This window comes from Pseudonocardia sp. C8 (genome assembly GCF_014267175.1).
GTDB lineage: Bacteria > Actinomycetota > Actinomycetes > Mycobacteriales > Pseudonocardiaceae > Pseudonocardia.
In genome coordinates this window covers 516,738-531,437 of the sequence record NZ_JACMTR010000002.1, presented here as the reverse complement: position 1 = coordinate 531,437, position 14,700 = coordinate 516,738, and the positions used below count along the sequence as shown (strand labels likewise).

Genomic DNA, 14,700 nt, shown 5'->3' with positions numbered 1-14,700 from the left:
CGCGGTGTGGCGGCGATCTCCGGAGGACTCGCGGCCCGGCACGCCCCGGGCCTCTGCTCAACCGGGGCCCGGCCGGGCGGGCAGCGGGGAGCGCGCCATCGACGGCCGGGTCGCGACGTCCGGCGGCCGGACCGGGGGGCGCTCCGCGAGCCGCTCCAGTGCCAGCACGACGGCCCGGTCCAGCTGCGGGTCCCGGCCCGCGGCCCGGTCCTGCGGGGTCACGACGACCTCGACGTCCGGGTCGACGCCGTGGTTCTCCATGCTCCAGCCCAGGTCGTCGAACCAGGTCGCGTACCGGGGCTGGGTGATGCGGGTGCCGTCGACGAGCCCGTACCGCCCGTCGATGCCGATGACGCCGCCCCAGGTGCGGACGCCGACGACCGGCCCGATCCCGAGCCGTTTGATCGCGGCGGTGACGATGTCGCCGTCCGATCCGGAGCGCTCGTCGGCCAGCGCCACGACCGGTCCGCGAGGTGCCTGCTCCGGGTAGGTGGACGGCGCCCGGTGCCGCGGCAGGTCCCAGCCGATCACCGTCCGGGCCAGCTTCTCCACCACGAGCTGCGAGGTGTGCCCGCCGCGGTTGCCGCGGACGTCGAGCAGCAGCCCGTCCTTGGCGGTCTCGCGGGCCAGGTCGCGGTGCAGCTGGGCCCAGCCGTAGCCCATCATGTCCGGGACGTGCAGGTAGCCGAGCCGGCCGCCGGACCGCTCGGCGACCTCGGCCCGGGTGCGGGCCACCCGGTCCTGGTAGCGCAGCTCGGCCTCGGAGCGCAGCGGGCGGACCGCGACCCGGCGCACCGTGCCCGCGTCGGCGCGGTCCGGGCCGGACCGCACGGTGAGCTCGACGGTGCGCCCGGCCGCCGACACCAGCAGCGGCGCCGGGCCCCAGTGCGGGTCGACCGGGGTGCCGTTGACCTCCAGCAGCACGTCCCCCGCCCGGACGTCGACGCCGGGCGCGGCCAGCGGGCTGCGCGCCGCCGGTGCCGACGTCTCCGGCGGCAGGACCCGGGTGACCCGCCACCCGGCCCCGCCGGTCGCCGGCTCGAGGTCGGCGCCGAGCAGGCCGGGGCGGCCCGTCCCGTCGCCGGCGGGCCGGTTGCCGATCACGTAGGCGTGCGAGGTGCCGAGCTCGCCGTGCAGCTCCCAGAGCAGGTCGACCAGGTCGTCGTGGCTGCCGACCCGGTCGACGAGCGGCCGGTAGCGGGCGGTCTCGGCCACCCAGTCGACCCCGGCCATGTCCTCGACCCAGAAGTGGTCGCGCATCAGGCGGGCGGTTTCGTCGAACATCTGCCGCCACTCGGCGGACGGGTCGATCGTGACGACCAGCCGCCGGGTGTCGATCTCGAACTCGTCGCCGCCGGCGTCGTCGTCCGGGGCGGCGGAGCTGCTGCGGTCGGCCCGGATCAGCCGGACCCGGCCGCCGTCGCGGACGACGATCCGGGTGCCGTCGCCGCTGACCGCGAAGCCGGACGCCGGGTCGGCGATCGCCGTCACCGAGCGGCGGGCCAGGTCGAAGCGCTCCAGCACGCCGCGGTCCGGCTCGGCCTCGGTGTCGGCGAGGCTGTCGCCCAGCACGCCCCCGCCCGGCATCCGGAGCCAGGCGAGCCCGCCGGTCACCGGGGTCAGGTCGTGGTACTGGGCGGCGTCGACCGGGACCGGGACGACCCGGTCCGCGAGCCCCTCGACGTCCACGACGACCTCCGGCGGTCCGCCGGCCCCGTCGGCAGTGCCGGAGCCGGTGCCGCCGGGGCCGGTGTCGGCGGAACCGGTGCCGGCGGAACCGGTGCCGGCGGGGCCGGTGCCGCCCTCGCCGTCACCGGGTTCGGGCGGGGCGGCCGGCGGGTCGTCCGGGCTCGCCTCCCCCGGATCGACCGGGCGCCCGTCGGGGCTCTCCCCGAACGGCGACGCCGTCCGAGCGGCCAGCGGTACCAGGAACGGCTTCCAGCCGGTGCCGAAGATCAGGTCGAAGGCGTGCTGGTCGTAGGACGGGTCGAACACCCGCCGGGACAGGAACGCCAGGTGCTTGCCGTCGGTGGTGAAGACCGGGTCGCTGTCGTGGAACCGGGCCGGCGTGACCTCGGTGTGCGCGCCGTCGGCGGCCCGGGTCAGCACGACCCGGGACAGGCCGGCCTCGGTCGGGTCGCACCAGGCCAGCCAGGCCGAGTCCGGCGACCAGGCCACGTCGTAGGGCTCCCCCGCGGTGCCCCGGGCGAGCTCGCGCAGGTCCCCGGCGGGCCGTTCCGCGCTGCCCTCGGCCCCCTCCGCCTCCTCGCCCGCCGCGGGTTCCGCGTCCGGGCCGGTGTGCAGCACCAGCAGCCGCCCGTCGTGCGTGGTGAGCGCGACCGCGGTGCCGTCCGGGGCGGGGACGAGCTCCAGCACCCGGCCGATCGCCCCGGCCGCATGGCGCACCCGCTCCGGTGCACCGGCCGCGTGCGGGTCCAGCGGCGCCACGCAGACCGCGTCCTCACCGGCCGCGTCGTCCACCCACACCGCGCGGCGGCCGCCCAGCGGGTGCGCGAGCCGGGCCCGCACCCCGGGCTCGGCGAGCAGCGTGCGGGCCGGCCCGTCGCGGTGGGTCAGCCGGTGCACGGTGCCGCGCACCCCGACGACGCTGGCCCGCCCGGTCCGGTCCGGCCGCACCGGGCCGAGGTCACCGGGGACGTGGGCGCGGAACGGGTCGCGCGCCGGGCGCGGCCCGCCGAGCCGGACGTCGATCCGGCGCGGCCGCGAGTCCGGGCCGAGGTCGTCGAGCAGGAAGATCTCGCCGGCGCACTCGTAGACGACCCGGCGGCCGTCGGTGCTGGCGTGCCGGGCGTAGAAGTCGGGGACCTCCCCGCCGCCACCGTGGTCGGTGTGCCGGCGCAGCCCGGTCGCCGGGCCGGCCAGCGGGACCGAGTAGACGTTGCCCCAGCCCTCGTGGTCCGAGACGAACGCCAGCCGCGGGCCCTCGCCGGTGCCGACGATCATCGGGCACTCCAGCTGGCCCGCCACGTCGGGCAGGACCCGGACGAACTCGCCGGTCCCGGCGGCGTCGAGCCACAGCCGGCCGGCCCGCCCGCCGCGGTACCGCTTCCAGTGCGCGGCGTCCCGGCCGCCCTCGACCTGGGTGAGCACCGCGGGACCGCCGGGCTGGTACGCGAGCGCGGTCAGCGCGCCGTACGGCAGCAGCCGCGGCGCCCCGCCCGCGGGCGGGACGGCGTACGCCCAGCTCCGCGCGGTCGCGTCGGCCTGCGCGGACAGCGCCACCACGTCCCCGCCCGGGGTCCAGCCGGCCATCCGGGTGGTGGGGTCGCCCCACCAGGTCAGCCGCCGGACCCCGCCGCCCTCGACCCCGGTCGTGTAGAGCTCCCAGCCGCCGTCCCGGCGCGAGGCCCAGGCGACCGCCGCCCCGTCCGGCGAGATCCGCGGAGCCGTCACCGGGACCTCGTCAGCGGTCAGCCGGTAGGCCCGCCCGCCGGCGACCGGGGCGGTCCACACGTCGTCCTCCGCGACGAGGACCAGCGTGTCGTCGTGGAGGTGCGGGTGGCGCAGGAATTCGGGCACGGCACCACGCTAACCCCGGCCCCCGACGGTTCCGGCGGCCGATCAGCCCGACGTGCTGTGCACCGGGGTGGACGACGGCACGATCTGCAGCAGCAGCTCCGCGCACCAGCCGAGCAGCTCGACGTCGCGCACCGGCGCCCCGCCGATCCGGCCGCCCTGCACCGGCTTCGGCACCGTGACGACCTGGGCGGCGGCCTTGTACTGGGCCTTGGGGTAGAGCCGCTTGAGCTTCAGCTGCGCCGAGTCGGGCAGCTGCACCGGGCCGATCCGCAGCTGGGTGCCGGCGGAGGCGACCTCGCGGACACCGAGCCGGCGGCACAGCTGCCGGAACCGGGCCACCTCGAGCAGGTTCCGCACCGGGGTCGGCGGCTCGCCGTAGCGGTCGGTGAGCTCCTCGACGATCGCGCCCAGCGCCGCGTCGTCCGGCGCCTCGGCGATCTTGCGGTAGACCTCGAGGCGCAGGCGCTCGCCGTCGACGTAGTCGTGCGGGACGTGCGCGTCGACCGGCAGGTCCACCCGGACCTCGACGAGTTCCTCGACCGGCTCGCCGCCGTCGTCCCCGGCCTGCTTGCGGAACGCCGCGACGGCCTCGCCGACCAGCCGGATGTAGAGGTCGAACCCGACGCCGGCGATGTGCCCGGACTGCTCGGCGCCGAGGATGTTGCCGGCACCGCGGATCTCCAGGTCCTTCATCGCGACCGCGGCCCCGGAGCCCAGCTCGGAGTGCTGGGCGATGGTGGCGAGCCGGTCGTGCGCGGTCTCGGTGAGCGGGTGCTCGGGCGGGAACAGGAAGTAGGCGTAGCCCCGCTCCCGGCCCCGGCCGACCCGCCCGCGCAGCTGGTGCAGCTGGGACAGCCCGAGCGTGTCGGAGCGTTCGACGACCAGGGTGTTGGCGTTGGAGATGTCCAGGCCGTTCTCGACGATCGTCGTGCACACCAGCACGTCGAACTCGCGGTGCCAGAACGCGTTGACCGTGCGTTCGAGCAGCTCCTCGTTCATCTGGCCGTGCGCGACGGCGACCCGGGCCTCGGGCACCAGGTCCTGCACCTTCTTGGCCGCCCGGTCGATCGACGACACCCGGTTGTGCACGTAGAACACCTGGCCGTCGCGCAGCAGCTCGCGGCGGATCGCGGCCGCGACCTGCTTGTCGTCGTAGGCGCCGACGTAGGTCAGGGTCGGGTGCCGGTCCTCGGGCGGGGTGGTGATCGCCGACATCTCGCGGATACCGGCGAGGCTCATCTCCAGGGTCCGCGGGATCGGCGTCGCGGACAGGGTCAGCACGTCGACGTGCGCCCGCAGCGCCGTGATGTGCTCCTTGTGCTCGACGCCGAACCGCTGCTCCTCGTCGACGATCACCAGTCCGAGGTCCTTCCACCGGACCCCGTTCTGCAGCAGCCGGTGGGTGCCGACGACGACGTCGACGGTGCCGTCGGCGAGCTTCTCGATCGTCTCCTTCGCCTCGGCCGGGTCGGTGAACCGGGACAACCCGCGCAGGGTCACCGGGAACGCCCGCATCCGCTCGGCGAACGTGTTGAGGTGCTGGGTGGCCAGCAGCGTGGTCGGGACGAGCACGGCGACCTGCTTGCCGTCCTGCACCGCCTTGAACGCGGCCCGCACCGCGATCTCGGTCTTGCCGAAGCCGACGTCACCGGAGATGACACGGTCCATCGGGACCGGCCGCTCCATGTCCCGCTTCACCTCGTCGATCGCCGACAGCTGGTCGGGGGTCTCGGTGTAGGGGAACGCGTCCTCCAGCTCGCGCTGCCACGGCGTGTCCGCGGCGAACGCGTGCCCCGGCGAGGCCTGCCGGGCCGCGTAGAGCTGCACCAGCCCGGCCGCGATGTCCTTGACGGCCTTGCGGGCGCGGCCCTTGGTCTTCGCCCAGTCCGCGCCGCCCAGCTTGTTGACGGCCGGCTGCTCCCCGCCGACGTAGCGGCTGATCTCGTCGAGCGCGTCGGTGGGCACGAACAGCCGGTCGGCCGGCTGGCCGCGCTTGGAGCTCGCGTACTCCAGGACCAGGTACTCGCGGGTGGCGCCCTGGACGGTGCGCTCGCGCATCTCGACGAAGCGCCCGATCCCGTGCTGGTTGTGGACGACGTAGTCGCCCGGCTGGAGCACGGCCAGGTCGACGGCGTTGCGCCGGCGCGGGGTGGTCTTGCGCGGGGCGGCGTCGAGCCCGGCCCGGCTGCCGGTGAGGTCGGCCTCGGACAGCAGCACCAGGCCCACCTCGGGGGCGGTGAAGCCGTTCAGCAGCCGGCCGCAGGTGACGGTGACGACGCCCTTGTCCGGCGAATCCGGCAGCGTGTCGACCTTGGTGGCCGGCACCTCGGCCTCGCGCAGCTGCTCCATCGAACGGTCCGCGGTGCCGTGCCCGGCCAGCACGAGCACCGCCGCACCACCGGTGGCGACGTGCGCGCGCAGGTCGGTCAGCGCGCGGTCGGTGTCGCCGCGGTACGGCTCGATCTCGTGCACCGCCGGGACGATCACCTCGTCGGACCCGGACACCAGCGGGGACAGCGACACGACCGGTCGTCCGCAGGCGGTGGCGTGCTCGAGGGTCGCGGTGAGGTCCCGGTACGCGGACCCGGAGACGTCGATCGGCGCCTCCCCGCCGGACCCGGACGCCAGCCAGGACGCCTCCAGGAACTCCTGCCCGGTGCGGACGAGGTCGGCGCAGCGGGTGCGGATCCGCTGCGGGTCGGCGAGCAGCACCCGGGTGCCGGCCGGGAACAGGTCGGTGAGCAGCTGCATCCCGCCCCCCACCAGGGCCGGGATCAGCGACTCCATGCCCTCGCCGGGGATGCCCTCGGCGAGCTTCTCCAGCATCTCGCGCAGCGGGTTGCGGTTCAGCCCGGCCGTCTCGGGCTGCTCGGCGGCCAGCGCCGCGGCCCGTTCCCGCACCGGCGCGGTGAGCAGCAGCTCCCGGCACGGCGGGACCTCGACCCGCTCCACCTCGCCCACCGAGCGCTGGTCGGCGACCGCGAACGCGCGCAGCTCGGACACCTCGTCGCCCCAGAACTCGACCCGCACCGGGTGCTCGGCGGTCGGCGGGAACACGTCGAGGATGCCGCCGCGCACGGCGAACTCGCCGCGGGTGGTGACCATCTCGGCGCGGGTGTAGGCGAGCTCGACGAGCCGCTCCAGCAGCTCCGCGAAGTCGTGCTCCTCGCCGACGCCCAGCGAGACCGGGGCGAGCTCGCCCAGGCCGGGTGCGACCGGCTGGATCAGCGACCGGGCAGCCGTGACGACCACCCGCGGTGCGGTGTCGACCGAGGCCAGCCGGTGGAAGATCGTCAGCCGGCGGGCGACCGTGTCCGGGCGCGGGGACAGCTTCTCGTGCGGCAGCGTCTCCCAGGACGGCAGCACGACCACCGGCGCGCTCGCGGCGCCGGTGACGGTGTCGGCGGCGGCGTCGAGCGCCTCGCCGTGGCCGAGCAGGTCCGACACCGCGGCCGCGAGGTCCTCCGCCTCGCGGTCGGTGGCGGTCACGGCCAGCACGGTCGAGTCGCCGGCGAGGCCGGCGGCCAGCAGCGGGCGGAGCGCGGCGGGTCCCTCGACCCGGACGGCGGGGGTCTCGGCGGTACGGGGGTCCACGGAGCGCGCGGCGTCGACGGCGGCGTGCAGGCCGGCGTCGGACAGCGCGGAGGTGAGCAGACCGGACAGGATGGCCACGGCGGCGCTGGCTCCTCGCTGTGGGGTGGAACGGGGTGGGGACACACGCGTGCCCGGGACGCGGCGACGGCCCGGGCGGGTTGCCGACCGTCGACGATACGCCGCTGCCCCGGCGGGTTCCGCCCGGCCCGAGCAGCCCGTCACATCCATCACGCCGGCGACGAGGGAACCGGCATGTCCACCACCACACCCAGCCCGGCCCCGGGCTCCTGGCACGTCCCCCTGACCGGACTGATCGATCCCACCGCCGCCTCCGGGCGGCCGCCCCACCCCGGTGGCCGGCCGTGTGGCGGGCTCTGCGTCCCGGCCTGCGCGGTCGTGCCGTCAGAGGCAGGGCCGCCGACGACAGAGGCGGTTCCACCGGCGGCCGCCCGAGCCGGGCGGTAGCGGTGCGGGGTCACCGGGGCTGATCGCGGACATCCGTGCCCGCGCCGCCACCCGCGGGCGCCGCCAACCGGACGATCGGGACACCGTGTCACAGACCTCTGACTACTACGTTTCTTCGTAGAACGGCACCCGAACGGGTGCGCTAGCGTCGGCGGTGTCAGCGGGGGTTGCGCCCCGGATGCCGTACCGAGGAGCACGCGTTGATCACGGTCTACCTGAACCGCCGGATCGGCGACGACGACCGCCGCGAGTCCCTGTTCCGGGGCAACTTCTTCCTCTACACCGACATCGCCGGTGCGGACGCGCTCGCCGACCACGCCAAGGACCTGATCTCCCAGGCGTTCGAGGGGCTGGACCCCGAGCGCGCCCAGTACGAGATGGACGTCGACGAGTTCATCCGCCGCGTCGAGCCGCTCAAGGGCGAGTTCACCAACGGGCAGCGCACCAAGGAGCTGTGCCAGCAGTTCGCGATCGACCTCGGCGTCGACCCGGAGCGCACCTACTTCGACATCCCGCGGCTGCGCGTCATCCCGGCCGACCAGTTCCTCACCGCCGGGGTGTCCTACAACTACAAGGCGCACCGCGACATGTGGTACGGCCACCCGCAGCAGCTCGTGAACTACTGGACGCCGGTCTTCCCGGTGGTCGGCGAGAACGTCATGAGCATGTACACCGACTACTTCGACAAGCCGGTGAAGAACGGGTCGAACCAGTACGACTACGACGAGTGGGTCGCCAAGCACCGGACCGCGGCGGCGGACAACAAGGAGGCCGACACCCGTCCGCACCCGCTGCCGCTGGAGGAGTTCGACTCCCGCGGCGAGATCCGGATCGCCGGGCAGTCCGGTGACGTGTTCATGTTCTCCTCGAACCACCTGCACGCGTCGGCGCCGAACACCTCCGGCGTCACCCGGTTCTCCTACGACCTGCGCACCATCAACCTGGACGACGTCCGCGAGGGCCGGGGACCGCGCAACGTCGACTCCGGCGCCACCGGCACCACCCTCGGCGACTTCCTGCGGGTCTCCGACCTGACGCCGCTGCAGGCCGAGGACTACGCGGACGCGCTCGCCACCCGCTGAGCCTCGACGCCCGGCGGCCGGGTCGTTAGCGTCGGCCCGGTGAGCAGCGAGCCGAGGCCGGTGGAGGCCCGGGTACGGGCACTGGAGTCGATCCTGGTCGAGAAGGGCCACGTCGACCCCGCCGCGCTCGACGAGATCGTCGAGACCTACGCGCACCGGGTCGGCCCCCGCAACGGCGCGCAGGTGGTCGCCCGGGCCTGGACCGACCCGGCGTACGCCGAGCGGCTCGCGGCGGACGCCACCGCCGCGGTGGCCGAGCTCGGGTTCGGCGGCCGCGGCGGCGAGCACCTCGCGGCGGTGTTCAACAGCGACCGGGAGCACCACCTCGTGGTGTGCACGCTGTGCTCCTGCTACCCGTGGCCGGTCCTGGGCCTGCCCCCGGTCTGGTACAAGTCCCCCGCCTACCGTTCCCGGGCGGTGCTCGACCCCCGCGGGGTGCTCGCCGAGTTCGGGACGGTGCTGGGCGACGACGTCGCGATCCGGGTGCACGACTCCACCTCCGAGCTGCGCTACCTGGTCGTGCCGCAGCGCCCGGCCGGCACCGAGGGCTGGTCGGTCGACGAGCTGGCCGCGATCGTGTCCCGGGACTCGATGATCGGCACCCGGCTGGTGACGGGGTGAACGGCGCGCACGACCTCGGCGGCGCGATGGGATTCGGCCCGGTCGTGCCGGAACCCGAGCAGGTCCGGTTCCACGCCGACTGGGAGAAGCTGGTGCTGGCGCTGACCCTGGCCGCGGCCCGCCCCGGCAGCTGGTCGATCGACGAGTCCCGGCACGCCCGCGAGTCCCTGCCCCCGCCCCTGTACCTGAACCTCAGCTACTACGAGATCTGGCTGGAGGCGACCGAGCGGCTGCTGGTCGCGCACGGCCTGGTCGGCGCGGACGAGCTCGCCGCGGGCCGGTCGCTGCGCCCCGCCGTGCCCGCCCCGGCCCCGCTGGACGCCGCGGGCGCCGCCGCGGTGCTCGCGACCGGCGCGCCCACCGAGCGGGAGGCTCCCGCTCCGCCCCGGTTCGGGCCCGGTGACCGGGTGCGCGCCCGCGTGATGCACCCGCGGGGGCACACCCGCCTGCCCCGTTACGTCCGCGGCCGGTGCGGGACGGTGGAGGCGCGGCGGGGCGCGCACGTGCTGCCCGACGCCCGCGCACACGGCCGCGGGGAGTGCCCGGAGCAGCTCTACACGGTCGTCTTCACCGGTCCGGAGCTGTGGGGCCCGGACGCCGACCCGACCACGACGGTCTCGGTGGACGCCTGGGAGAGCTACCTTGAGCCGGCCTGACCCGCGCGCCGGCGAGCCGGTGCCGCACGAGCCGGTGTTCGACGCACCGTGGCAGGCGGAGGCGTTCGCGATCGCGGTGGCGCTGCAGGACCGCGGGTTGCTGGACCGGGCGGAGTTCGCCGCGGCACTGGGCGCCCGGCTGGCCGGCGGCGCGGCCTACTGGGACGCCTGGCTGGCCGCCCTGGAGGCGCTGGTCACCGACCGCGGCCTCACCGATCCCGGTTCGCTCGACGCGCGCACCGCCGCCTGGCAGCGGGCCGCGGCCGCCACCCCGCACGGCTCGCCGGTCACGCTGGACGCCGACCCGCAGCGCCCCTGACCGGGAACCGGGCCACGGCCCGGTCAGACCAGCACCCACACCAGGCCCGCCGCGGCGAACCCGACCACGGACAGGATGGTCTCCAGCACCGTCCACGTCTTCAGCGTGTCCGAGACCGACATGTTGAAGTACTTCGCGACGATCCAGAACCCGCCGTCGTTGACGTGGCTGGCGATGATCGACCCCGCCGACACCGCGACGACGATGAGCGCGATCTGCGCCTGCGAGTACCCGCCGGTCGCGACGGTCGGGCCGATGATGCCCGCCGTCGTCACGATCGCGACCGTCGCCGAGCCCTGCGCGACCCGCAGCGCCGCACTGATCAGGTAGGCCGATGCGATCACGGGCAGGCCGATCGCGGTCATCGAGCCGGCCAGCGCGTCGCCCACGCCGGTCTCCTGAAGGACCTTGCCGAAGAACGCGCCGGCCCCGACGACCAGCAGGATCATCCCGACCGGGCGCAGCGACTCGCCGGAGATCCGGCCCAGCTCGGCCATGCTCGTCCCCCGCCGGACGCCCAGCAGGTACGCGGCGAGCAGCACGCTGAGCGTCAGGGCGATGGTCGGGGTGCCGAGCAGGACCAGGACGTCCCGGACCACGGCTCCCTCGGGCAGGGTCACGGCGCCGACGGTCGCGCCGAGGATCAGGAGCAACGGCACGGCGATGATCGTCGCGATCAGCGTGACCGACGGCGGCGGTGGCGCCGCGACCGCCGGACGCTCGGCGGTGCGGGTCGTCGTGCCCGCCTCGGCGCCGCCGTCCGGGCCGGTGACGGGCGCGGCGGCCGTGCCACCGGCGCTGCCCGGGTCGCCGGAGTGCGCCGGCGCGCCGGGCGCGTCCTCCGGGACGTCGACCAGAACCCGCTTGCCGATCACCGAGCCCCACCACACACCGGCGACCAGCCAGGCCGGGATGCCGCAGAGCAGGCCCATGGCGATGATCCAGCCCATGCCGACGCCGAGCAGGCCACCCGCGGTGACCGGGCCGGGATGCGGCGGCAGGAAGGCGTGCGTCATCGACAGGCCGGCGAGCATCGGCATCGCGTACCGCACCAGCGAGCCCCCGCCGCGGCGTGCGGCGACGTAGACCAGCGGGGCGAGCACGAAGATCCCGATGTCGAAGAAGACCGGGATACCCAGGACCAGGCCGGTGATGCCCATCGCCAGCGGCGCGCCCTTGGGTCCGAACAGCCGCAGCAGCCGTTCGGTGAGCGCGTCCGCACCCCCGGACCGTTCCATGATCGCGCCGAGCACGGTGCCGAGCCCGATGATCGGTGCGATGTGGCCGAGGATCTTGGCGAACCCGGTCTCGAGCAGCGAGTCCGACGCCGAGAGCGGCGATCCGACCAGGTCGGTGACCGAGACACCGGCGATGAGGGCGACCAGCACGCTGGTGACGATCAGGGCGATGAACGGCTCCAGGCGCAGCCGCATGATCAGCAGGAGCAGTACGGCCACGCTGAGCGCGGCCAGCGTCAGCAGTCCGGCGGTGTCGTGGCGTAACCAGTCGACGACGGCGGTCATCACAGTCCTTCCAGAGGGGCGGTCGTCCCGTCGGCACGGCGGCGCAGCGCGCGCCCGGCGAGTGCCGGGGTCCGCTCGCCGTCCTCGATCGCGAGGACGCCGTTCACCAGCACGTACGGGATGCCGGCCGGCTGCTGTGCCGGCTCGGCGAAGGTCGCGGTGTCGGTCACCGCGTCCGGGTCGAACACGACGAGGTCGGCGGCCAGTCCCTCCCGGACCAGCCCCCGGTCGGCGAGCCGCAGCCGGGCCGCGGCGCGGCCGGTGAGGTGCGCGACGCACTCCTCCAGCGAGAACAGACCCAGCTCGCGGCAGTAGTGCCCGAGGTAGCGCGGGAACGTGCCCCAGGCCCGCGGGTGCGGCTTCGCCCCGACCAGCAGCCCGTCGCTGCCCGCGGTGTGCCGGGGATGCTGCATGATCGCCCGCACGTTCTCCTCGTGGCCGACGTGCTGCAGGATCCCGGTGCCGAGGTCGTCCCGGATCAGGATGTCGACGCAGGTCGCGAACGGGTCACCGGTCCCGGCGATCTCGGCGATGGTCCGGCCGACGTAGCCGGCCAGCTCGGGGTTGGTGACTCCGCTGATCTCGATGGTGTCCCACTCGGCGACGACGCCGTGGCAGCCGTCGGAGCCGCGGACCTCCAGGTCGTCCCGGATCCGGGCGCGGGCGGCGGGGTCCTGCAGCCGCTCGAGCGTCGCCTGGTGCCCGCCGGACTGCGACCAGCTCGGCAGGATCGCCGACAGCGTCGTCGCGCCGGGCAGGTAGGGGTAGGTGTCCAGGGTGATGTCGGCGCCGCCGGCGATCGCCGCGTCCAGCATCGCGATCAGCTCGCCGGCCCGGCCGCGGTTCGGGCCGAAGTTCAGCGTCGCGTGCGCCAGGTGCAGCGCGCAGCCCGACAGGTCCGCGACGCCGATCATCTCGGCGTAGGCCTCCAGCGCGCCGGCGCCGTAGCTGCGGTGGTGCGGGGCGAAGAACCCGCCCAGCTCGCCCACGGTGCGGCACAGCTCGACCAGCTCGGAGCCGTCGGCGTACATCCCGGGGGTGTAGGTGAGACCGGCGGACAACCCGACCGCGCCCTCGGCCATGCCGGTGCGGACCAGCTCCTGCATCCGCCGGATCTCGGAGGTCGTGGCGGGCCGGTCGTCCCAGCCGCAGACCAGGGCGCGCACGGTCCCGTGCGGGACGAGGTAGGCGGCGTTGCCGGCGATGCCCCGGTCCAGGCGGTCCAGGTAGCCGGCCACGCTGCGCCAGCTGAACAGCTCGTCCCCCGGGTCGCCGTTCCAGCCGGCGATCTTGCGGCGGAGCACGGCGAGGACGTCGTCGTCGACCGGGGCGTAGGACAGCCCGTCCTGGCCGAGGACCTCGGTGGTCACCCCCTGGGAGACCTTCGCCAGATGTGCCGGCTCGGTGAGCAGCCGCAGGTCCGAGTGGGCGTGCATGTCGACGAACCCGGGGGCGACGACCATCCCGCGGGCGTCGACGACCCGGTCCGGGCGGGTCCCGGCCCCGTCGCCGACCACGGCGATCCGCGCGTCCTCGACCACGACGTCGGCCCGGAACCCGGGGGCGCCGGTCCCGTCGACGACCGTGCCGCCCGTCAGCAGGGTGCGCATCAGAAGAACGTCCGGACCAGGTCGGCGACCCGCGGGTCGGGATCGTCGGTACCGGCGGAGCCGTCGAGCAGCGGGATCCAGCGCCACTTGTCGAACGCGGTGCACGGGTGCGAGAGCCCGAGCCGGACGACCTGCCCGACCCGGACCGGCGAGTCGGTGCGCAGGAAGGCGTGCTGGTCGTTGACGGCCGTGACCGTGCCCGCCAGCGGCCGGGCCGGTTCACCGAGGTCGTCGGCGAGCAGCTGCGGCTCGGGCAGGCCCTCGTCGAAGGGCACGTCCCGCTTCCCGGCATCGAGCAGGGCCAGCCCCGGCTCGGGGGTGGAGACGACCCGCGCCCAGGCGTGCATCGCGGACCGGAACGGCTCCCCCTCCTCCCGGGTCAGCGGGGAGATGCCGCGGTAGAAGCCGTCGTCGTGTACCAGGTAGGCGCCCGAGCGCAGCACCACCCGGGTGCGGTCGTCGGCGAGCCCGGCCAGTGCCGCGGCGACCTGGTCGAAGTAGGCGCTGCCGCCGGCGGTCACCACGACCTCCTCGGTCTCGTACCCGGGCCGCACCCTGCGGTGCAGCTCGGCGAGGTCGTCGAGGTAGGCGCGGACCCGGGCGAGCGAGCCCGGCTCCGGGTCGTGCGCCAGGGCGCCCTCGTAGCCGCCGACGCCGCCGAGCCGCAGCACCGGGCTGGCGACGACGGCCGCCGCGACCCGCTCCGCCTCGGCGACCGACCGGGCCCCGGTCCGCCCGCCGGGCGCCCCGAGCTCGACGAGGACGGTCAGCGGCCGGACGGGGTCTCCGACCCCGGCCTCCATCGCCGCGACCGTCTCGACCGAGTCGGCCCAGCTCACCACCTCGAGGCCGGGGTCGGCGTCCCGGGCGACGGCGAGCTCCCGCAGCGCGCGCGGGTCGACCAGGGCGTTCGCGAGCTGGATCCAGCGGACGCCGAACTCGACGGCCACCGCGGCCTGCCACCCGGTGGCGACCGTGACGCCCCGGGCGCCGGTGCGCAGCTGCAGCTCCCACAGCGCCGGGGCCATCGTCGTCTTGCCGTGCGGCGCCAGCTCGACCCCGTGCGCGGCGCACCAGCCGGCCATCCGCTCGGCGTTCGCGACCAGTGCCGCGCGGTCGAGCGTCAGCACCGGGGTGGCCAGCGAGGACAGCCGCGGGGCCGCCGCGAGCCACTCGCCCACCGTGCCGGTGATCGCCGGAACGGACTTGGCGAACCGGCCGGGTCGTTCGTCGCCGAGCGCATCGAGCCGGAGCGCGCCGTCCGCGCTCGCCGTCCTCGTCATGCCGCCT

At 75.3% G+C, this 14,700-nt stretch carries 9 protein-coding genes; 4 read left to right on the top strand and 5 right to left on the bottom strand.

What is annotated here, in order from left to right:
- Positions 1-57: 57 nt before the first annotated feature.
- Positions 58-3,540: a S41 family peptidase gene (locus tag H7X46_RS03180; protein WP_186357968.1), complete on the bottom strand. Its 3,483-nt coding sequence runs from the start codon at positions 3,538-3,540 to the stop codon at positions 58-60.
- A gap of 42 nt (positions 3,541-3,582) precedes the next feature.
- Entirely contained in the window at positions 3,583-7,203 is a 3,621-nt protein-coding gene (gene mfd / locus H7X46_RS03175; RefSeq protein WP_222131567.1) for a transcription-repair coupling factor, read from the bottom strand.
- A 596-nt stretch (positions 7,204-7,799) separates the two neighbouring features.
- Between mfd and H7X46_RS03170 the strand changes: the two genes are divergently transcribed.
- From H7X46_RS03170 to H7X46_RS03155, 4 genes are read left to right on the top strand one after another with little or no spacing between them, the layout of a single operon-like run.
- Positions 7,800-8,681, top strand: a complete 882-nt coding sequence (locus H7X46_RS03170) for a hypothetical protein (RefSeq protein WP_186357966.1) — start codon at positions 7,800-7,802, stop codon at positions 8,679-8,681.
- A 39-nt stretch (positions 8,682-8,720) separates the two neighbouring features.
- Complete coding sequence (nthA, locus tag H7X46_RS03165) at positions 8,721-9,302, top strand: nitrile hydratase subunit alpha (protein ID WP_186357965.1); 582 nt, start codon at positions 8,721-8,723, stop codon at positions 9,300-9,302.
- Positions 9,299-9,958, top strand: coding sequence for a nitrile hydratase subunit beta (gene nthB / locus H7X46_RS03160; RefSeq protein ID WP_186357964.1), 660 nt, complete (start codon positions 9,299-9,301; stop codon positions 9,956-9,958). The genes nthA and nthB overlap by 4 nt, the downstream gene beginning before the upstream one ends.
- Entirely contained in the window at positions 9,945-10,277 is a 333-nt protein-coding gene (locus tag H7X46_RS03155; RefSeq protein WP_222131182.1) for a nitrile hydratase accessory protein, read from the top strand. Before nthB ends, H7X46_RS03155 begins: the two co-directional genes overlap by 14 nt.
- Positions 10,278-10,300: 23 nt before the next feature.
- On the opposite strand, the gene H7X46_RS03150 is transcribed toward H7X46_RS03155, so the two are convergent.
- The 3 genes from H7X46_RS03150 to H7X46_RS03140 are packed head-to-tail and all read right to left on the bottom strand — an operon-like array spanning position 10,301 to position 14,693.
- Entirely contained in the window at positions 10,301-11,800 is a 1,500-nt protein-coding gene (locus tag H7X46_RS03150; RefSeq protein WP_186357963.1) for a GntP family permease, read from the bottom strand.
- Complete coding sequence (locus H7X46_RS03145) at positions 11,800-13,410, bottom strand: amidohydrolase family protein (RefSeq protein ID WP_186357962.1); 1,611 nt, start codon at positions 13,408-13,410, stop codon at positions 11,800-11,802. The genes H7X46_RS03150 and H7X46_RS03145 overlap by 1 nt, the downstream gene beginning before the upstream one ends.
- A complete protein-coding gene (locus H7X46_RS03140; RefSeq protein ID WP_186357961.1) occupies positions 13,410-14,693 on the bottom strand; it encodes an alanine racemase in 1,284 nt (427 codons plus the stop codon). The genes H7X46_RS03145 and H7X46_RS03140 overlap by 1 nt, the downstream gene beginning before the upstream one ends.
- Positions 14,694-14,700 lie beyond the last annotated feature (7 nt).

Excerpts from the sequence above, each read along its gene's own strand:
- H7X46_RS03150 (WP_186357963.1), bottom strand. The coding sequence starts at position 11,800 with ATGACCGCCGTCGTCGACTGGTTACGCCACGACACCGCCGGACTGCTG.
- H7X46_RS03145 (WP_186357962.1), bottom strand. The coding sequence starts at position 13,410 with ATGCGCACCCTGCTGACGGGCGGCACGGTCGTCGACGGGACCGGCGCC.
- H7X46_RS03140 (WP_186357961.1), bottom strand. The coding sequence starts at position 14,693 with ATGACGAGGACGGCGAGCGCGGACGGCGCGCTCCGGCTCGATGCGCTC.